17 protein-coding genes are annotated in these 19,186 nt (G+C 53.0%); 11 read left to right on the forward strand and 6 right to left on the reverse strand.

The window, feature by feature from the left end; genetic code table 11:
• The first annotated feature begins 5 nt into the window (after window positions 1-5).
• Genes yajC through DFP90_RS12570 form a run of 7 tightly spaced genes read left to right on the forward strand, consistent with a single transcriptional unit; the run spans window position 6 to window position 6,023 of the window.
• Window positions 6-407 carry a preprotein translocase subunit YajC gene (gene yajC, locus DFP90_RS12540; protein ID WP_115936824.1) on the forward strand — a complete coding sequence of 134 codons (402 nt, stop codon included), beginning with the start codon at window positions 6-8 and terminating at the stop codon, window positions 405-407.
• A 50-nt stretch (window positions 408-457) separates the two neighbouring features.
• On the forward strand, window positions 458-2,038 hold the full coding sequence (gene secD, locus DFP90_RS12545) for a protein translocase subunit SecD (protein ID WP_115936825.1): 1,581 nt from the start codon (window positions 458-460) through the stop codon (window positions 2,036-2,038).
• A gap of 19 nt (window positions 2,039-2,057) precedes the next feature.
• Window positions 2,058-2,996 carry a protein translocase subunit SecF gene (gene secF / locus DFP90_RS12550; RefSeq protein WP_115936826.1) on the forward strand — a complete coding sequence of 313 codons (939 nt, stop codon included), beginning with the start codon at window positions 2,058-2,060 and terminating at the stop codon, window positions 2,994-2,996.
• Between the two features lie 3 nt (window positions 2,997-2,999).
• The gene (locus DFP90_RS12555; protein ID WP_115936827.1) at window positions 3,000-3,389 is read left to right on the forward strand and encodes an Mth938-like domain-containing protein; all 390 of its coding nucleotides are present in this window, start codon (window positions 3,000-3,002) and stop codon (window positions 3,387-3,389) included.
• A 14-nt stretch (window positions 3,390-3,403) separates the two neighbouring features.
• Entirely contained in the window at window positions 3,404-4,318 is a 915-nt protein-coding gene (locus DFP90_RS12560) for a phytoene/squalene synthase family protein (RefSeq protein WP_115936828.1), read from the forward strand.
• A 23-nt stretch (window positions 4,319-4,341) separates the two neighbouring features.
• A complete protein-coding gene (locus DFP90_RS12565) occupies window positions 4,342-5,190 on the forward strand; it encodes a phytoene/squalene synthase family protein (protein ID WP_115936829.1) in 849 nt (282 codons plus the stop codon).
• A gap of 26 nt (window positions 5,191-5,216) precedes the next feature.
• Window positions 5,217-6,023 carry a substrate-binding periplasmic protein gene (locus DFP90_RS12570; RefSeq protein ID WP_181905333.1) on the forward strand — a complete coding sequence of 269 codons (807 nt, stop codon included), beginning with the start codon at window positions 5,217-5,219 and terminating at the stop codon, window positions 6,021-6,023.
• Here DFP90_RS12570 and trmFO read toward each other — a convergent pair.
• The 4 genes from trmFO to DFP90_RS12590 form a co-directional block, all read right to left on the reverse strand.
• Window positions 6,017-7,372, reverse strand: coding sequence for a methylenetetrahydrofolate--tRNA-(uracil(54)-C(5))-methyltransferase (FADH(2)-oxidizing) TrmFO (gene trmFO / locus DFP90_RS12575; protein ID WP_218044660.1), 1,356 nt, complete (start codon window positions 7,370-7,372; stop codon window positions 6,017-6,019). The genes DFP90_RS12570 and trmFO overlap by 7 nt on opposite strands.
• A gap of 111 nt (window positions 7,373-7,483) precedes the next feature.
• Window positions 7,484-7,819 (reverse strand): DMT family transporter, encoded by a 336-nt coding sequence (locus DFP90_RS12580; protein WP_115936832.1) that lies wholly within the window; start codon window positions 7,817-7,819, stop codon window positions 7,484-7,486.
• Window positions 7,820-7,917: 98 nt separating this feature from the next.
• Entirely contained in the window at window positions 7,918-10,758 is a 2,841-nt protein-coding gene (gene uvrA / locus DFP90_RS12585) for an excinuclease ABC subunit UvrA (protein ID WP_115936833.1), read from the reverse strand.
• A gap of 306 nt (window positions 10,759-11,064) precedes the next feature.
• Window positions 11,065-11,796: a type 2 periplasmic-binding domain-containing protein gene (locus DFP90_RS12590; protein WP_115936834.1), complete on the reverse strand. Its 732-nt coding sequence runs from the start codon at window positions 11,794-11,796 to the stop codon at window positions 11,065-11,067.
• 368 nt (window positions 11,797-12,164) lie between these two features.
• On the opposite strand from DFP90_RS12590, the gene DFP90_RS12595 reads away from it, so the two are divergent.
• From DFP90_RS12595 to DFP90_RS12610, 4 genes are read left to right on the forward strand one after another with little or no spacing between them, the layout of a single operon-like run.
• Complete coding sequence (locus tag DFP90_RS12595) at window positions 12,165-12,947, forward strand: ABC transporter ATP-binding protein (protein WP_115936835.1); 783 nt, start codon at window positions 12,165-12,167, stop codon at window positions 12,945-12,947.
• Window positions 12,947-13,657, forward strand: coding sequence for an ABC transporter ATP-binding protein (locus tag DFP90_RS12600; protein ID WP_115936836.1), 711 nt, complete (start codon window positions 12,947-12,949; stop codon window positions 13,655-13,657). Before DFP90_RS12595 ends, DFP90_RS12600 begins: the two co-directional genes overlap by 1 nt.
• A 15-nt stretch (window positions 13,658-13,672) precedes the next feature.
• The gene (locus DFP90_RS12605; RefSeq protein WP_115936837.1) at window positions 13,673-14,536 is read left to right on the forward strand and encodes a branched-chain amino acid ABC transporter permease; all 864 of its coding nucleotides are present in this window, start codon (window positions 13,673-13,675) and stop codon (window positions 14,534-14,536) included.
• A 2-nt stretch (window positions 14,537-14,538) separates the two neighbouring features.
• Window positions 14,539-15,477: a branched-chain amino acid ABC transporter permease gene (locus DFP90_RS12610; RefSeq protein ID WP_115936838.1), complete on the forward strand. Its 939-nt coding sequence runs from the start codon at window positions 14,539-14,541 to the stop codon at window positions 15,475-15,477.
• 103 nt (window positions 15,478-15,580) lie between these two features.
• Here DFP90_RS12610 and DFP90_RS12615 read toward each other — a convergent pair whose 3' ends face one another.
• Both DFP90_RS12615 and DFP90_RS12620 read right to left on the reverse strand, forming a co-directional pair.
• Window positions 15,581-17,728, reverse strand: a complete 2,148-nt coding sequence (locus DFP90_RS12615; RefSeq protein WP_115936839.1) for a HAMP domain-containing methyl-accepting chemotaxis protein — start codon at window positions 17,726-17,728, stop codon at window positions 15,581-15,583.
• A gap of 215 nt (window positions 17,729-17,943) precedes the next feature.
• Window positions 17,944-19,152 (reverse strand): ABC transporter substrate-binding protein, encoded by a 1,209-nt coding sequence (locus tag DFP90_RS12620; protein WP_115936840.1) that lies wholly within the window; start codon window positions 19,150-19,152, stop codon window positions 17,944-17,946.
• Window positions 19,153-19,186: the final 34 nt, after the last annotated feature.

Consider the following 19,186-nt stretch of genomic DNA (forward strand, 5'->3'; position numbering starts at 1 on the left):
ATCCCATGTTAATTTCTGAAGCTATGGCCCAGCAGGCTGGTGCTGCCGGTGGTGGCGATCTGCTCACCTCTTTCCTGCCGCTGATCGCTATTTTCGCTATCTTTTACTTCCTGCTGATCCGCCCGCAGCAGAAAAAACAAAAGGAACATCAGGCCAAGATCGCTGCCGTGCGCCGCGGCGACAAAATCATCACTGGCGGCGGCTTTTACGGCACTGTCACCAAAGTTATCTCTGATACCGAAGTTCAGGTTGAGCTGGCGGAAAATGTCAAAGTGAAAGTGGCCACCCAGACCATCATGGATGTCCTGAGCAAAACCGAGCCGGCCAATGATGCCGCGAAACCGGCTGAAGAGAAGAAATCCGGCTTGGGCGCTCTGTTTGGTGCTAAGAAAAAAGAAGACAAGTAAGGCCGGTATAACTGGTAAAAAATGCTTGTAACACTGCAGGATAGAGGTCGATGCTGAATTTCCCGTTATGGAAAAAACTGTTTGTAGGTGCTGTTTGCCTGCTCGGTGTGGTTTACGCCGCACCAAACTTCCTTCCCGAAGGAACATTGGGGCAGGGGACCAGTGGTCTTCCCGGCAAACAGATCAATCTCGGCCTTGACCTGCAAGGCGGCGCCCATCTTCTCTACAAGGTCGATGTGGAAGGCTATATCCAGAAGCAACTGGAATCCGCCGTTGACGAAGCGCGCCAGATTTTGCGGAAATCCCGCATGCCCTATCAGGGGCTTGGCATCTCCGGGGAAGGCATCTCCGTGACGATGAAAAAGCCGGAACAGGCATCGGAAGCCCGCACATTGTTGAGTGATATCGATCGCCGTTTGCAAATCACCACCGGTGAAACGGGCCTGGTTACTATGGTTCTTACCGATCAGGATCGGAAAGCCGCCATTGACGAGGCCATTGAGACCTCAATTGAAGTCATTCGCCAAAGGATCGATCCCGAAGGCACCAAAGAGCCTGTCATCCAGCGCCAGGGTGAAGACCGGATTTTGGTTCAAGTTCCTGGTGCGGAAGATACCGAGCAGGTGAAAATCTGGATCGGCACCACAGCCCAGATGAATTTCCGCATGATCGATGCCAAGAATTCGTTGAGCGAAGCCATGAATGGCCGCGTGCCCCCGGGCAGTGAATTATTGGAGTCATATGAGCGCCGAGAAGACGGGTCGCCGGTTCAATCCTATCTGGTGGAAAAACGGATCCGGGTCGAAGGTGATCACCTGACCAATGCCCAGGCCAGTTTCGACCAGAATAACAGGCCTGCCGTCAGCTTTCAGTTCGATGCCGCAGGAGGCGCCAAATTTGCCAAAGTCACCGCGGACAATGTCGGTCTGCCGTTTGCTGTTGTCCTGGATAACCGAGTTATTACCGCTCCCGTGATCCGAAGCGCCATTCCCGGCGGCAGTGGCATCATCACCGGCAATTTTACACTTCAGGAAACCCAGAATCTTTCTTTGTTGCTGAGATCCGGTGCATTGCCGGCGGATATGACCGTACTTGAGGAAAGATCCGTTGGTCCGGGCTTGGGTCAAGATTCCGTAGAGGCCGGTCAATGGGCCAGCATTATCGGTTTGATCCTGGTCCTGGTCTATATGGTTATGTCTTATGGCTTGTTTGGCCTGCTGGCCAATTGCGCCCTAATCTTCAACGTTGCCTTGATCATTGCGATCCTGTCCGGTTTGCAGGCGACCCTCACTTTGCCGGGTATTGCCGGCATCGTTCTCACCATCGGCATGGCCGTTGATGCCAACGTGCTGATCTTTGAACGTATCCGCGAGGAGATGCGCAATGGCCGCACATCGGCCAATGCCATCGAAGCCGGTTACAGCCGGGCTTTGACCACCATTATCGATTCAAACCTGACAACCCTGATCGCAGCAGTCCTGCTGTTTACCTTCGGGTCTGGCCCGATCAAAGGCTTTGCCGTCACGCTTTCCGTGGGAATTGTCACCTCCATGTTCACCGCGATCATGGTGACCCGTTTCTTTGTGGTCACCTGGTATATGCGCAAACGCCCCAAGGCGTTGCCGATTTAATCGGGAAGGAATTTGAATTATGAAACTTCTGAAACTCATTCCCGATACGCCGAAGATCGATTTCACTGGCAAACGCGTCATTGCCTTTGCGTTTTCGGTTCTTCTGGTACTGGGCTCGCTCGGATTGTTTTTTGGCAAAGGGCTTAATCTCGGAATCGATTTCCTTGGCGGAATCCAGATCGAAATCCAAACCGAAGGCCCTGCCGATATTAGTGCCATCCGCTCTACTGTCGGTGGCCTGGACCTTGGTGATGTCTCTATCCAGGAATTTGGCGAAACCGATAATGTTCTGATCCGGATCCAAGAGCAGGCAGGCGGAGAGGAAAGTGTCCAAGCGGCAATTGAGAAAGTGAAAGCCGCACTTGGTGACACAGTCAAAGAATACCGCAGAACGGAATCGGTCGGCCCGACCGTTGGTGCGGAACTTCAGGAAGCGGCCCTTTGGGCGGTTGTATCTGCCGTCGGAGCAATCCTGATCTACATCTGGTTCCGGTTTGAGTGGCAATTCGGCGTAGCCGCCGTGATCGCGCTGACCCATGATGTGATCACCACAATCGGTCTGTTTTCCCTTCTGCAGTTGGATTTCAACTTGGCAACCATCGCAGCTCTGCTAACCATTGCCGGTTATTCCATCAACGATACCGTGGTTGTGTTCGACCGGGTCCGGGAGAATATGCGGAAATACAAGAAGATGGAGCTTGCAGAGCTGTTCAACCTTTCCGTCAACCAAACGCTTTCCCGTACCTTGATAACCAGTGTCACGACCATGTTGGCATTGGTGGCACTGGGTGTATTTGGTGGTGAAGTCCTTCGTGGTTTCTCAATCGCCCTGATCTGGGGTGTTTTGATCGGAACCTATTCCTCTATCGCGCTCGCTGTTCCGGTTCTGCTTTATATGAACCCGGACCGCGGAGAGGAAGAAGATAGCGAAACCAACGGTGCGGAGGCCCAAGCCTAAATCATGGATATCACACCTTCCATCCCGGGCAACAAGACCGTTGTCAATTCCTACGGCCCCGGCCGGTTCAAGGTTTCCCACCAGGACTATGACGACACCTCTCTGGCCTTACTGCCCGAAAGCGTGCAGACCTGGGATGTGAAGGATATCCAAGATCTGACGGTCGAGAGCCTGTCCATCTTCACCAAACTGGACGAACCTATCGAGGTTTTATTGATTGGCTGTGGTGAGCGGATGCAGCTCATTCCGAGTGCAATCAAACAGGCAATGCGTGAAAACGGCATTGCCATCGAACCGATGGAAACCGGCGCGGCCTGCCGGACCTTCAACATCCTCATGTCTGAAGGACGGCGGGCAGGGGCCGCAGTTATCGCGCTTCCCAATCAGACCTGACGGACAACAAGGCAATGATGCCGGACCAATGCGATCTTGATTTCTGCGCCTCAATAACAAGACGGGGCGGGTCCAATCTTTGGCTGGTCAGCCGCGCACTTCCAAAGGCTAAGCGCAGTTTATTTGCCGCAACATATGCCTCTATGCGGTTCATCGACGATTATGTTGACGATGAATATCAATTGCTTTGTGAGCATGAGCGGATTTCAAAGCAGGCCGAGGCCCTATCAGTTCTCGAAAGTTGGAAGGCACAAGCCCGCCAAGCGATCACTGGTTCTGCATCGGATTTGGACCCGCACCATGCGATAGCACCCGTTTTCAGGGCCATGGCCGCGACAGTCGGTAATAGTGACCTGGGGGAGAGGCCCTGGTTGGCCCTCTCTGCGGCGATGCATAGCGACATTCAAAACAGTCCACTGGAAACCTGGGATGATTTCTATGGCTATGCGGAAGGCGCAACAGTCGCTCCAACCGCAGTCTATCTCTATATTCTCTTGTGCAAAAACGAGGGATCGGAATATCAGCTCGATTTGGAATCAGATCTATTCGACCTCGCCAGGGAAATGGCGATCTTCTGCTATCTTGTGCATATCATCCGGGATTTATGCAAAGATGCGGCAGGCGGCGGCCGTCTGTTGACCGTCCCGCGCGAACTGCTTTCCGATATAAAGCAATCAGACGGGCCAATGCTGGAAAAAGCTTGCCGAAGCCTGCTAGAGCGCGCTGACCATCACCGGTTAAAAATGGAGCAGGCGAAGGCAGATTCCCGTCAATTGATGAAGAGCCGCGAGAAGCTGGTTTTTGATGGTTTGCTCGGTATTTATCTCTCTATGCATAACCAGATGCGTGAGAACCCGTTGGCTTCTCTTCAATCGAACTCTGAAACACTTGAAGCACAGGCCCGCAAGGCATTGGGGCTCACCCCGTGACTTTCAAAAAATGAGTGGTATCCATGCCTGAAAAGAACTTGCTTACAGCTTGCGCGCAAATCGCGCGGGAAAAGGACAAGGATCGTTTCCTTGTTGCCTTAACCGCCCCGGCGTCAGCACAGGAATATCTGTTTGCCTTGATCGCTTTTAATCATGAAATCGCCAAGACGAGGGATTCAGTTTCGGAAACCATGCTGGGTCAAATTCGCCTGCAATGGTGGCGTGAGGCAATTGCGGAATGTTATGAAGGCAAGCCCCGCCGCCATGAGGTGGTCCAGCCGATGCATGAAGCTATCAGCACCTGCAAGCTCTCCCGACCGCTTTTGGAAGGTTTGATTGACGCCCGCGAAAAAGATCTTTCCGACAGCGAACCGGCGGATATAGACGCGCTTATCCTCTACGCGCGCAATACGGGGGGGATTTTAAATGAGCTTTTTGCCGAAGCGCTTGGCTGTTCGGAAGAGGTCAGCAAAAGGGCCGCACGTCAAATCGGCACCGCCTGGGCGCTTGTTGGAACCATGCGCGCTTTGCCTTTTACCCTTCGTCAAAAACAGATCCTGATACCAACGGATTTGCTGGAAAAATACGGGGTTGATCGTCAGGACCTTCTGGAGTTGAGAAATCCCGACACGCTCAAACCCGCTGTGCGTGAGATCTGCCAGGAGGCAACAGGCCTGATTCGTCAGGTACGCAAAGAACGCAGTAAAATCGAATCAAAGGCCTTACCCGCGCTTCATCTTGCCAGCTTTGCGGAAAGCTATCTGGGCCAGTTGGAAAAAGCCGGTTATGATACCTATTCGCCGTTGCTTGCCCAGCCGTCCAGTCTGCGGAATCTTAAATTGATCGTTAGACATCTTCTGCGGCGCTTTTGAGGGTCAATCAATAGGGAAGGATGAATATGGGACAATCCCTGGCTATCCGCCAAAAACTGATGATCTGTTTTTCTTTCCTCGCGCTGTCATTTTTCCTCATACCGCCGCCAGCGGCCTTTGGCGACAGCCTGCCGATCAAGGTTCTGGGGTATCATTTTCCCCCCTATTTAGATCAAAAAAACAACCAGGGCATTACCCATGATTTTCTTGAATTTCTGAATGAAAATCAGGAAAATTTTCAATTCAAACTTGAATTCACAACATCCAAACGTCGTTATCGTGCGTTGGAACAACGACGCGGCGACATGTTCTTTTTCGAAATGCCTGAATGGGGATGGGAAGGCTCAGGTGTTGCCTATCAATCCACACGCCCAATCCTGCGTGGCGGTGAATATTACATCGCCTTGGCCAAGCCAGACCGCGATCAATCCTATTTCCTGCCCCTTCGGGAACGGAAAATTGCGGCGATCCTGGGCTTCCATTACGGTTTCGCCAATTTCAATGCCGACCAGAAATGGCTGAAGGCTCATTTCAATATAATCCTGAGCAACAGCCAGAAAAAGAATCTCGACCTCTTGCGCAAGCATCGTGTGGAGGTCGCCGTGATGCCTATCTCATTCCTGGCGCATGAGCTGCGACAGCAACCGGAATTGCACGACCTCTTTCTCGTTTCCGAACAGCCTGATCAATTCTATCATTTGGGCACAATCATTCATCCGGACGCCCCCATAGCGACGGCCGAGATGGAAGCAATGCTTCAGCAGTTAAAAAAGTCTGGCCAATTGCAACGCTTCTTTGAGCGCTACAATCTCGGCAACCAGCTTATTTACTGATCCAGTTTTTTCATCCATTCGGCCATGTCGACCTTGGCCCGTTCAGTAATCGAGAGTTTACGATCGCGACCTTTGATCTTTCGCTTGCCTTCACGCGGCTGCGGCGGCGGGAAAAGACCGAAATTGACATTCATCGGTTGGAAGGTATCCGCCTCGGCCCCACCAGTCAGATGCCCCAGCAACGCGCCCAATGCGGTCGTCTGCGGTGGCGGGGTAAAACTTTGGCCGTGATATTCAGCAGCGGCAAAACGTCCTGCCAGCAAACCAATAGTCGCGCTTTCGATATAGCCTTCAACACCGGTGATCTGTCCCGCAAAACGCAGGCGCGGATCCGCTTTCAAGCGAAGTTGGTCATCCAGCAGGCGCGGGCTGTTCAGGAAGGTATTTCGGTGAATACCGCCAAGCCGGGCGAATTCAGCATTTTCCAATCCCGGAATGGTCCGGAACAATTCTACCTGTGCGCCATATTTCATCTTGGTCTGGAAGCCGACGATATTCCACAATGTGCCGAGTTTGTTATCCTGGCGCAGCTGGACGATGGCATAGGCTTTGACATCCGGCTGATGCGGATTGGTCAGGCCGACAGGTTTCAGGGGGCCATAGCGCAAGGTTTCACGACCACGCTCGGCCATAACCTCGATCGGTAGGCAGCCTTCGAAATAGGGAGTGTCCTTTTCCCATTCCTTGAATTCGGTTTTTTCCGCCTCCAACAGGCCCGTGATGAAATTCTCATACTGCTCTTTGGTCATCGGGCAGTTGATATAATCGGAGCCTTCGCCCTTATCATAACGCGACTGGAACCAGGCCTGGTCCATATTGATGCTGTCTCGATGGACGATGGGGGCGATCGCATCAAAAAAAGACAATTCTTCTTCACCGCTGAGCTTGTGAATGGCGCGGCTGAGCGATTCAGAGGTGAGGGGGCCCGTTGCCACAATCACCGATTCCCAATCGGCGGGTGGAATGTCCGGGACTTCCCCCCGTTCAATCGTCACCATCGGATGGGCTTCCAAAGCCTTGGTAACAAGCCCGGAAAACTCATCACGGTCCACGGCTAGCGCGGCACCGGCCGGCACTGCCGCTTCATCCCCGCATTTCATAATGATCGATCCCATCTGCCGCATCTCGTGATGGCAAAGGCCGACCGCATTATATTCATGATCATCTGAACGGAACGAATTGGAGCAAACCAGTTCAGCCAGCCCTTCGGTCGAATGGGCATCGGTTTTCACCTCTGGCCGCATTTCATGCAGGATCACAGGCACATCGGCATTGGCCAGCTGCCATGTTGCCTCAGACCCGGCGAGGCCGCCGCCAATCACATGAACCGGTTGTTTGCTCATTGTCATTTTCCGCCTTGGATTTAGTTATTTTGCGCAGTCGCGCTTCTGGAAGAGGTGATTTAAGCCTCCCTGACCTTAAGTCAAGGAAAGCTTAGCATGAAAGCAGCCCTTAGCGGCTTAATGCCCGCCCATCTTCGAGAAATTGTTCAAAATCACCACGCCGGCCACAATCAAGCCGATGCCGATGGCACCATTCAGATCCGCCTTTTCACCGAGGAAAATCACGCCGATCAAAGCGATCAGCACGATCCCAACTCCGGCCCAGACCGCATAGGCAAAACCAATGCTCATGCTTTTCAGGCTAAGCGACAGTAGATAAAAGGCCAGGCAATATCCGACAACGGTAATAACAGACGGCACCAGCTTGGTGAAACCATCCGTGAATTTCAGGGCAGTGGTTCCCGCCACCTCACTCAGGATGGCGAAAATCAAAAACAAAGTCGCCTTGGGCATTATCTTCACCAATATGTAAACAGAACTGCACGCTGCCACCGAAAGTGACAGCGTGCAATCGAAATCAAATCCAGCCCGACCCGGAAGGATGCGGTTACCTATTCAGCCGCCTGCCGTCCCAGATAGGGAAGCAGATAGTGCCCGGTATGGCTCCGCGCTTCTTCACAGACTGTTTCCGGTGTGCCCATGGCAACAATCTCACCACCTTTGTCCCCGCCATCCGGTCCGATATCGATAATCCAGTCCGCCGTCTTGATCACTTCCAAATTATGTTCGATCACCACAACCGTGTTACCGGTATCCACCAGGGCTTGCAGCACCTCAAGCAGCTTGCGCACATCTTCAAAATGCAAACCAGTGGTTGGCTCATCAAGGATATAAAGGGTGCGCCCCGTTGCTTTTCGGCTCAATTCCTTGGCCAGTTTAACACGCTGGGCCTCGCCGCCGGAAAGCGTGGTCGCCTGCTGACCAACCTTGATATAGCCAAGCCCCACACGCTGCAGGGTGATCATCTTATCCCGGATCGAGGGCACCGCCTTGAAAAACTCCGCAGCCTCATCAACCGTCATTTCCAAGACATCGGAAATGGATTTTTCGCGATATTGCACATCCAGGGTTTCCCGGTTGTAGCGTTTGCCTTTGCATTGATCACATTGCACATAGACATCGGGGAGGAAATGCATCTCGATCTTGATCACCCCGTCACCCTGACAGGCTTCACAGCGACCGCCTTTGACGTTGAAACTGAACCGTCCCGGCGTGTAACCGCGTGCCTTGGCTTCGGGCAGTCCGGAGAACCATTCACGGATCGGGGTAAAGGCACCGGTATAAGTGGCCGGGTTGGATCTTGGCGTCCGGCCGATCGGCGATTGGTCGATATCAATCACTTTATCCAGGAACTGCACACCCGTGATCCGGTCATGGTCGCCCGGATGTTCACGGGCTTTCATCAATGAACGGTTCAAGGCCTTCCAAAGGGTTTCGATCACCAGAGATGATTTTCCACTACCGGAAACGCCGGTCACACAAGTGAAAGTGCCCAACGGGATTCTGGCCGTCACATTCTTCAAGTTATTTTCCCGCGCGCCTTCCAGCACCAGTTTCTGTCGCGCATGGCCCTTGCGGCGTTTGGACGGCACAGCGATCTGCTTCATGCCCGTTATATATTGCGCGGTCAGGCTGTTCGGGTTTGAAAAGACTTTGTCCGGCGTTCCGCAGGCGACGACCTCGCCACCATGGACGCCGGCCCCAGGGCCCATATCAATCAGGTAATCCGCCGTGCGGATGGCATCCTCATCATGCTCGACCACAATCACGGTGTTGCCGAGATCCCGCAGATGCTTGAGCGTTTCCAGAAGCCGGTCGTTATCCCGCTGATGCAGTCCGATGGAAGGCTCATCCAGCACATAAAGAACACCTGTCAGGCCGGAGCCAATCTGGCTTGCCAGCCGGATCCGCTGGCTTTCCCCACCGGACAAGGTACCGGAATTGCGGGAAAGGCTGAGATATTCAAGACCAACATTATTCAGGAAACCAAGCCGTTCATTGATCTCCTTGAGAACACGGGTGGCAATTTCCAGATCTTTCTGGCCAAGTTTGTCTGAAAGCGCGTTGAACCAGTCGCCAGCCTGGCGGATCGACATCTGCGCAATCTCGCCCACATGACAGCTGTCGATCTTGACCGCCAGTGCCTCGGGTTTAAGCCGATGCCCATCACAACGGCCGCAGGGATGGACCGCCTGATATTTGCCAAGTTCCTCACGCGCCCAATTGCTGTCGGTTTCCCGGAACCGCCGCTCCATATTCGGGACTATTCCTTCAAAAGCCTTGGTGGTTTTGTAGGAACGCAAACCATCGTCATAGGCAAAGGTGATTTCATCCTTGCCCGAACCATAAAGAACAGCCTTTTGAACTTTCTCAGGCAGATCTTCGAACGGGGTCTGAATGGAGTTCCCATAATGCTCCGCGATCGCCTTCAGGGTCTGTTTATAATAGGGGGAGGAGGAGTTTGCCCAGGGCGCGATCGCCCCCTGTTGCAAGGATTTGGACCGGTCCGGCACGACCAGTTCCTCATCAAAATACATCTCTGTTCCAAGGCCATCACAGGCCGGACAGGCACCGAAAGGGTTGTTGAAGGAGAACAGCCGGGGTTCGATCTCCTCAATGGTGAAGCCGCTCACCGGACAGGCAAAACTGGCCGAGAAAACAGATTGTTCACCGGATGTTGCATCCTCGGCAAAGAGCAGACCATCCGATAGCTCCAGCGCTGTTTCGATACTATCCGCGAGCCTGGTTTCAAGCCCCTCACGGACCACGACCCGATCTACAACCACATCGATATTATGCTTGAGCTTTTTATCAAGGGCAGGGACTTCTTCAATCAGGTGGAACTGACCATCAACTTTAACTCGCTGGAAACCTTTTTTCTGTAACTCACTGAATTCTTTGCGATATTCCCCCTTTCGACCACGCACTATCGGCGCCAGCAAATAGAGTTTCGTGCCGTCGCCCATGGCCATGATCCGATCAACCATCTGGCTTACCGTCTGACTTTCGATGGGCAACCCGGTCGCTGGGGAATAGGGAACACCGATACGCGCCCACAAGAGCCGCATATAGTCGTATATCTCCGTGACGGTGCCGACTGTGGAACGCGGGTTTTTTGAGGTGGTTTTCTGCTCTATCGAAATCGCCGGACTGAGGCCTTCAATCTGGTCCACGTCCGGTTTCTGCATCATTTCCAGGAATTGACGCGCATAGGCAGAGAGAGATTCGACATAGCGGCGCTGGCCGTCGGCATAAATGGTATCAAAGGCGAGGGAGGACTTACCGGAACCGGAAAGGCCTGTGATCACAACCAATTGGTCGCGGGGGATATCAACATCCACATTCTTAAGATTATGCTCTCTGGCACCGCGTACTGTGATCGTCGGATTCATTCTCTTCTACCTGTCTTCTCTGAACAGGTCCTACGATTATTCCGACCGTCCAGTTCCATTGATTGCCTGCCTGATTGACGTCAGCGAGCGGAAAGTGTCAAGCACCCGACATCTTCCGGCCAGCCGAGACTATATAGGGATTTCCCGCCATCACCACCACCCCTACAGCATTGTGATCATTCGGGTTGACGCCCCAGGCAATGTTGCCGTGATGTTCTTACATATTTGAAGACTGCTGACAACGTTATGTCAGCACATCATATATGTTTCGTCGTCCGGGCCGGAACCGAATGCCGTTCAAGATTGTTAATCCAGACCAAAGAATTTTTTCTGATGAAAGATCTCTGACCAAAATCTGTCGGCCAATTCCCTGTTTTTCTTATAAAATACACGATTGAACACAACGTAATCGTTTCGGGTCCAAACGGGCAGATTCGACTTTCGGAGATTGCGCAAGTTGAGTATGTCCACTTGCGAGTCGGTCGGCAGCTCCAGATTGATAAATGAGCCTATTTGTCGGCTTTCCAGCAGTTGCAGGCCGTCCCGCGGTGCATCAACAAAAACAAACCGATCTATTCCTTTTTTGCGCAAAGCATTCTCTATCCCATATCCGCGGATGACGGAGATCAAAATGTTACGCCGGGTGTAGTAGTGTTTTCCAATCCGGGAACTGTTGGGGAAAATCGTATATTCGTAGTAGGACTTTCGGGAGATTCGATAACGTTCATCCGGATCGCCGGACCCGCCGGGATAGACACCAAATCGTTCCCGCTGTTTCAGATAGGGCGAAGAGAGTAGGGCATCAATGTCACCTCTGCGAAACCATCGCAGGCATTGTATCCACGGCATGCGACGAAAAGAAATGTCTATGCCTTCGCTTTCAGCGATGATTTTCACCAGCGATATATACAGTCCCGGATTCCGTCTTGGTACTTCCGCTCCCTCTCCAAAATAATAGGGCGGCTGAGCAATCGATTCATAACAGAATGTTATTTTTCCCTGACCAAGGGATGGCAGGGGAAAGAAGCTGAACAGCACAAAGATCGTGATCCAATTTTTGATCGCTTAACTCCTGTGGCAATCGGCGGTATCGGCCCAGTCATTTCCAAGTATCCATCCAGAATGTTGACGAACACTTAATCTCCAAAAGGGCTGCAGGCACCCGCTCACCCACCACTGCGCAAAGGAATTACAAGATCACACCGGAAACAGGAATGTTATTCCCGTTTCCGCATAAGATAGCTCAGCAAATTTCCTAATATGTTTTAAGCTTGAAATATTTTTCCGGCTCGCCCAGACTGTCTTGGCGTCGCATAAGACACAACTGCTGGCAAACACAGGGAGGACCAGCTATAAGCGACGCTTGGGAATAATAAAAACTAGCAACTGAAGCGAGGGCGAGGGCTTTGATTTCAATCCAATCCCTGTCGAAATCCTTCGGGGGTGTCAAAGCTGTGAATGGATGCAGCTTTGATATTGAACAAGGAACGATAACGGGCCTGATCGGTCCGAACGGTGCCGGCAAGACCACACTGTTCAACATGATCGCGGGAGCATTCGCCCCGACATCCGGCAAAATTATCTATCAGGGCCAGGATGTAACGGGGCTTCGGGCAGATCAGCTGTTTCACAAGGGGATCGTCAGGACATTCCAGATTCCCCATGAATTTGAACGCATGACTGCGCTTGAGAATCTAATGATGGTGCCGCCGGGCCAGAATGGGGAAAACCTGTTCCGGACCTGGTTCAGCTGGGCGGGCGTGCGCAATCAGGAACGGGAGGTTCGCAAAAAGGGCGAAGAAGTTCTTGAATTTCTGCAATTGACCCACATCCGGGATGAACTGGCCGGCAACCTCTCCGGAGGCCAGAAAAAGCTGTTGGAGCTGGGCCGCACCATGATGACAGAAGCCAAAGTCGTCCTGTTGGATGAACCGGGAGCCGGCGTGAACAGGACGCTTCTGGCCAAGCTTGCGGAGATGATAAAACAGCTTCGCGATGAACGCGGTTATACCTTCGCCCTGATCGAACATGACATGGACCTGATCGCACATCTTTGCGATCCGGTTGTCTGCATGGCCCAGGGCGCGGTTCTCTGTCAGGGCGATTTTGAGAGCGTCCGTTCCAATGAAGAAGTGCTGGAAGCCTATCTTGGCTCTTCGGCCCATCAGGAGACGGAGGGCAAAGCCTGATGAGTGACGTGTTGCTGACAATAGAGAATGTCACTGGCGGTTATGGCGAAGCAGACATTCTTTTCGACCTCAATATGAAGGTGCATGACGGCGAAGTCGTTGTTATTGTTGGTCCGAACGGGGCTGGAAAGTCGACAGCGATGAAGTCCGTTTTTGGTCTTTTGAAGATCCGGGGCGGCACCATTACCTATGACGGCCACGACATTACCCATGATACTTCCGACGCCATTGTGCGCCGCGGTATCTGTTATGTGCCACAAACCAACAACGTCTTCCCCACATTGACCGTGCACGAAAACCTAGAAATGGGTGCCTTCGTCCGCAAGGATGATATCTCCGATTCCCTGGATCGGATTTATGAGTTTTTCCCGCCCTTGAAGGAGAAGCGCAAATTACCGGCCGGCACGCTTTCCGGCGGACAGCGCCAGATGGTGGCCATGGGCAAGGCATTGATGCTGGACCCGAAGCTTCTGCTGCTGGATGAGCCGACGGCGGGTCTGAGTCCAAAATACATGGATCAGATTTTCTCGATCGTGAAACAGATCAACGAGCTTGGGATCGGGATCCTCATGGTGGAGCAGAACGCCAAACAGGCACTTGGCCTGGCGGACCGGGGCTATGTCCTGGCCAGCGGCAAAAACCGTTATGAAGATACCGGGGCAAACCTTTTGGCGAACCGTGAGGTCGCCGAAATGTTCCTTGGCGGTTAAGGGTAGGGGAGATCCATGGAAATATTACAACTCGTCCTCTACGGCACCATCCTGGGCAGCATTCTTGCGCTCGGCGCCGTCGGGGTGTCTCTGACATTCGGCATCCTCCGGTTTGCCAATTTCAGTCACGGAGACCTGATGACCATCGGGGCCTATGTGGTCTTTGTGGTTTTCACGGTCATGAAACTGCCGCTTTGGCTGGCGATTATTGTCTCACTGGCAGTCACCGCCGCTCTGACAGCAATCATCGACAAATTGATCTACCGGAATTTCCGCAACAGCGATCCGGTCATCCTGCTGATTTCCAGTTTCGGCATGGCCTTGATCCTGCGTTCCCTGATCCAGTTGATCTGGGGACCCAGCACACAGGTTTATGAAAAAGGAATCCAGCTAGCCATTAAGTTTGGTGGCGGCCTGCGCATCAAGCCGGATCAGATCATCATCCTGGTGGGCACCGTGCTGCTGATCATCGCGCTGCATCTGTTCCTGCGTAAAACCAAGATGGGTAAAGCCATGCGCGCTGTTGCCGACAATGCGGAACTTGCACGCCTGACCGGAATCAATACCGAGAAGGTTATCCTGTGCACCTGGCTGATGGGCGGCGCCCTGGCAGCCGCAGCCGGAATCTTCCTGGGCCTCGACACGCGTGTCTTCCCGGAAATGGGCTGGAATATCCTTTTGCCGGTCTTTGCCGCCGCTATCCTGGGCGGTATCGGCAACCCTTACGGTGCCATTGCCGGCGGCTTAGTGATCGGTATCAGCCAGGAATTGTCGACCCAATTCATCGACCCTTCTTATAAGCCTGCCGTGGCATTCGCCATTATGGTTGTCATCCTGATCGTTCGCCCGACAGGGATTTTTGCCGGAAGGAGTTCTTAACCATGGAAGGTCTTATTAATTTCGGGATCCTCTTCCTGACAATGGCCGGGATCTACGGCATTCTTTCACTGGGGCTCAATGTGCAATGGGGCTTCACAGGTATGTTGAATGTGGGGATTGCAGCCTTTTTCGCGGTCGGTGCCTACAGCTCTGCCATTGTGACCTCGGTCGGTGATCTTCCCCATTGGGGCGGCATCGGTGCGCCAATGATCATTGGCTTTGCCGCCGCTATGATTGTTTCCGGCATTATGGCGTTCTTCGTCGGGCTGATCACACTCAACCTTAGATCCGATTATCTGGCAATCGCCTCCATCGGCATTGCCGAAATCATCCGCCTCGTGCTCAAGAATGAAGAATGGATGACGGGTGGCGTGAATGGCTTCACCGGCATTTCCGGCAAATTCAACAATATCTTCGATGGCGGCCATGCGCTGTTATACATGATCATGGTTATGGTTGTCCTCGGCATAGCCTATTTCCTGTGTGAACGCGCCTACAAGTCTCCCTGGGGCCGGGTTCAACGTGCCATCCGCGAAAATGAAATCGCGGCCAGGGCCATGGGTAAAAACTCCCTCAGCTTCCGCCTGCAATCCTTTGTGCTGGGATCTGCCATCATGGGGCTGGGTGGGGCGGTCTATACCCATTTCACCGGCTTTATCAGCCCGGAAGCGTTTGATCCTCTGTTGGCGACCTTCCTGATCTGGGTGATGTTGATTGCCGGCGGCAGCGGCAACAACAAAGGGGCTATTCTGGGTGCTTTCATCATTTGGGGTGTATGGTCCGGCACCGAGTTCATTACCTCCAGCATCCTGCCTGCTGATATGGCCACACAAGGTGCCTACCTTCGTGTGCTTTTCATTGGTATTTTGCTGCAGGCGATCCTATTGACCAGGCCGCAGGGGTTATTGCCGGAAAATGCCCCGCAACCTGACAAGGATTAAATCTGTATCCGAAATTGGCTGGTTCAATTTGATCCATAGAAAAAGCGGCGGTTCAGTCATCTGAACCGCCGCTTTTCTTTTTCCCGGTTTTTCCGTCCCCGGATCAGGATGCCCGGATATTATTTAGGAACTGATCCACCTGGGAGCGAAGAGCGGAAACCTGCTCATTCGCTTTGTTGGCCAGTTCGAGAACATGACGGGCCGAATTCCCGGTCTTGCCCGCCGCCTCGGTCACATTGCCGATGGAAGCGGTCACATTATCGGTCCCCATCGCGGCCTGCTGTACACTGCCGGCAATTTCATTGGTGGCGGCCCCTTGCTCTTCGACAGCCGCACTGATGCCGGTGCTGATTTCATTGATCCTCGAAATCACCGCGCCAATGCCTTTGATGCTGGTAACCGCCTGACCAGTGGCATTTTGGATGCCGGTCATCTGCTGGCTGATTTCCTCGGTCGCATTGGCTGTTTGCGATGCCAGACTTTTCACTTCATTCGCCACCACGGCAAAGCCTTTGCCCGCATCACCCGCACGCGCCGCCTCAATCGTGGCATTCAGTGCCAACAGGTTGGTTTGCTCAGCAATGTCACTGATCAGTTGCACAACCTCACCAACCTTTTCCGCAGATTTGGCCAATTCCTGAACCATGGCATTGGATTTCTCGGACTCTGTCACGGCGTCAGAAGCCGTCCGCGCCGCCTGGGAAACCTGACCGCTAATCTCCGAAATCGAGGCGGAGAGCTGTTCCGCCGCCGTGGCCACAGCCTGGACATTCTCGGAGGCTGAAGAGGAGGCAGAGTTCACCGCGTTGGCTTCACTATTGGTATGTTCAGCGGTCGAAAGCATGGCATTGGCTTCTTCACGCATATTCACAATCGCCTGGTTGACCTGCTCCAGCACGCCACCGACGCTGCTCTGGAACTCGTTGGCCAACTTTTGCATTGATTTGCGCTTTTCTTCCTGTGCAATACGCTCTTGTTCCTTTTGCTCTTCTTCAAGACGCTTTACCTGCAAAGCGTTATCCCGGAAGACCTCGACGGTAGAAGCCATGGCACCAAGCTCATCCCTGGCGCCGGTCGGGATCGCCGCCTCCATATTGCCTTCGGAAAGCTCGGTCATGCTGTTCTGCAGCAGAGCCAGACGCCGCAGAAGGTTCCGCATGACCACCACCCATAGAATAATCACCGAGACAACCGCGCTGCCCGCCATGGCGGCCAGGATCACCTTGGACATCAGATCCATGTTCGTGCGCGCGCCCTGCTGGGAAACATCAATCGCCTCCTCAGAGGCGGTCAGCACGCTGAAGACATTGTCATTAAGCCGGGTCGCGAAATCGCGGGCTGTTGAAAACTGATCCTTTAATGTCGCTTCGGCCTCAATGATCGTAATCCGCAGGGCAGGGATAGACTGATCACCTTTGGACAGGTCCTGAAATGTCTTCGCATGTTTGGTATAGGTTTCTTTCACCCGGTCATTGAAAGTGCCGAGATGATTGGGAATATCCTTAATGACAATCTCGGCACGCCCTGTCGAGATTCGCACACGTTCAGGGTCCGTTTCAGTGGCGGCCTGCAACATGACAGACGAAAATTTGTCTCCCAGTTCCTTCAGTTTCTGGATCGGCGCTTGATCTGAAACAGCCTTGGTCATCTGAAAGAGAATTTCCGCAGCTTGTTTGCCTTTTTCTTCCAACACTACAGGATCTTTTTCCGCCTGAACCTGCAGCTGCTTGCTGCGGTCCGACGTACTTTGAATGCCGCCAGCTGAAAAACGCTCGAGGATTGAGAGCGTTTTTTGATAATCGGTTGTGGTTTTTTTCAAACTGCCCAACTGGCTGTCCAGCGCGGTTCTGGCATCGATCAACTCACCAAGTGAAGCATCCATGTCATCAACCGAATTTGCCAATTGCTGGACGAAGCCATCGATCTGAGCGATTTCCTCTGTGTCACCAACCTGTGCCCGCAATTCTTCCGTTGTATCGAAGAGATGGTCGATGATTTCATCCATCGATTCATAGATGGCATCTTTTTCTTCAATATTTGTTGCTGAAAGCATCAAAGGCGCCGTCGATATCACAGCCTGACTATAGCCGGATAGTTTTTGCGCCAGCTTCATCTCTGGAAGCCGGACCTCCACAATTTCCGTAAAAGTCGTTTCGATCTGCTTAAATGCGAACAGGCCAACCCCGCCCACAAATACAGCCAACAATGTGATCGCAGCAAAAGAGGCGATCAACTTGCCCTTTACACTCATTTTACTCTCCCGTGAGTCTCCCAAACTCGAAGAAACAGGCTAATGCTCCCGAATTTCTATTTCCTTAAAGCCTCATGCTTTCGAGCGTTTCTTTTTCCCTTGAACGCAAGTCTATGGCCTCTTGTGATCAAAAAAAAGAAAAACCCGTGACCTAAGCCACGGGTTTTCTTGATTCTCTGGCGCAATTATTGGGTATGCGCCGGTATTTTTCGGTATTAGAAAATCTTGACGGTTACCAGAGCGTCGCCTTCAACTTCCCAATGTTCAAACGTACCGGCTACGTCCCCATTCTGATCAAAATCCTGGGAACCCGCAGCACCTTCATAGTTGATGTCCTTGCCGGCCGCGATCAACTCTTTCGCTTTGGCAAATTCACCCGGGCCAACGATATCACCCGGAGCGGATGCCACGGCGCGCATGGCGTCGCGGATAGCGGTGCCATCGGTGGATTTCGCTTTTTCGATGGCCAGCATCAAGATCATGGCCGCATCATAGTTATTATGGATGTATGGGCCGCTCGGATCCGCACCGAACTTGTCGGAATACATTTTGGCAAAGCCCTTGGAGGCCTCGGTTTCAACACCACGCGGCGCGGTGCCATAGGAACCGGCCAGGTTCGCACCGCCGATATTGTCGATCAGACCCTGTGCCTTCATGCCATCGGTGAAGACAAATTTGGAGAAGAACCCTTCTTCCAATGCCTGACGAACGATATCGATACCGCCGTCCGCCGGATAGCCAACGACAACCAGTTCTTCAGCGCCACCTTCAGCCAGTTTGCTCAATTCACCACGATAAGAAGTGGCTTTGGGCTCATAAGCAGCAGATCCGGTTACAGTGCCACCTGTCAATGCCATGGCATCTTCCAGGGATTTGGCCAAACCAACACCGTAATCGTTATTCACAAAGATCACAGCAACCTTGTTGGAGCCTTTTTCCGCCATCAACTGTGCCAGCGCAACTCCCTGATAAGCGTCAGACGCTGTGGTTCGGAAGACAAAATCATTGTCATCCAGATCCGTGATGGTCGGTGCGGTCGCAGACGGCGAAACAATCGGATGCTTGGCATTGATGGTAACCGTATTCGCGACAGCTGCGGTGATACCGGAAGCCAGCGGACCAACGGAAGCCACAGCACCATCCACGGAAACCAGTTTCTGCGCGGCATCATTCGCCACGGTTGGGTTCAACTGGGTATCTTTCACTTCCAGGATCACCGTGTTGCCCATCACGCCACCCGCGGCGTTGGCCTCTTCAACGGCCAGCTTCGCGCCATTGAGAATCGGTGGCGTCAGTTCCTGCAGCTGACCGGTCAGCGGCATCAATGCGCCAATTTTAATATCATCGGCAAAAGCCGGAGCAGCCAGGCCGAAAGCTACAGCTGCGCTGGCCAGCAGGCCCGCACGTTTCATTGAATTTCTCATGATGTCTCCCTTTTAACCCTCTGGTTATCGACGA

Origin of the sequence: Aestuariispira insulae (genome assembly GCF_003385955.1) — a bacterium.
GTDB lineage: Bacteria > Pseudomonadota > Alphaproteobacteria > UBA8366 > Aestuariispiraceae > Aestuariispira > Aestuariispira insulae.

Excerpts from the sequence above, each read along its gene's own strand:
- trmFO (WP_218044660.1), bottom strand. The coding sequence starts at position 7,372 with ATGACAATGAGCAAACAACCGGTTCATGTGATTGGCGGCGGCCTCGCC.
- DFP90_RS12620 (WP_115936840.1), bottom strand. The coding sequence starts at position 19,152 with ATGAGAAATTCAATGAAACGTGCGGGCCTGCTGGCCAGCGCAGCTGTA.
- uvrA (WP_115936833.1), bottom strand. The coding sequence starts at position 10,758 with ATGAATCCGACGATCACAGTACGCGGTGCCAGAGAGCATAATCTTAAG.
- DFP90_RS12570 (WP_181905333.1), top strand. The coding sequence starts at position 5,217 with ATGGGACAATCCCTGGCTATCCGCCAAAAACTGATGATCTGTTTTTCT.
- DFP90_RS12560 (WP_115936828.1), top strand. The coding sequence starts at position 3,404 with ATGATGCCGGACCAATGCGATCTTGATTTCTGCGCCTCAATAACAAGA.
- DFP90_RS12615 (WP_115936839.1), bottom strand. The coding sequence starts at position 17,728 with ATGAGTGTAAAGGGCAAGTTGATCGCCTCTTTTGCTGCGATCACATTG.
- yajC (WP_115936824.1), top strand. The coding sequence starts at position 6 with ATGTTAATTTCTGAAGCTATGGCCCAGCAGGCTGGTGCTGCCGGTGGT.
- DFP90_RS12605 (WP_115936837.1), top strand. The coding sequence starts at position 13,673 with ATGGAAATATTACAACTCGTCCTCTACGGCACCATCCTGGGCAGCATT.
- secF (WP_115936826.1), top strand. The coding sequence starts at position 2,058 with ATGAAACTTCTGAAACTCATTCCCGATACGCCGAAGATCGATTTCACT.
- DFP90_RS12600 (WP_115936836.1), top strand. The coding sequence starts at position 12,947 with ATGAGTGACGTGTTGCTGACAATAGAGAATGTCACTGGCGGTTATGGC.
- DFP90_RS12580 (WP_115936832.1), bottom strand. The coding sequence starts at position 7,819 with ATGCCCAAGGCGACTTTGTTTTTGATTTTCGCCATCCTGAGTGAGGTG.
- DFP90_RS12555 (WP_115936827.1), top strand. The coding sequence starts at position 3,000 with ATGGATATCACACCTTCCATCCCGGGCAACAAGACCGTTGTCAATTCC.
- secD (WP_115936825.1), top strand. The coding sequence starts at position 458 with ATGCTGAATTTCCCGTTATGGAAAAAACTGTTTGTAGGTGCTGTTTGC.
- DFP90_RS12565 (WP_115936829.1), top strand. The coding sequence starts at position 4,342 with ATGCCTGAAAAGAACTTGCTTACAGCTTGCGCGCAAATCGCGCGGGAA.
- DFP90_RS12610 (WP_115936838.1), top strand. The coding sequence starts at position 14,539 with ATGGAAGGTCTTATTAATTTCGGGATCCTCTTCCTGACAATGGCCGGG.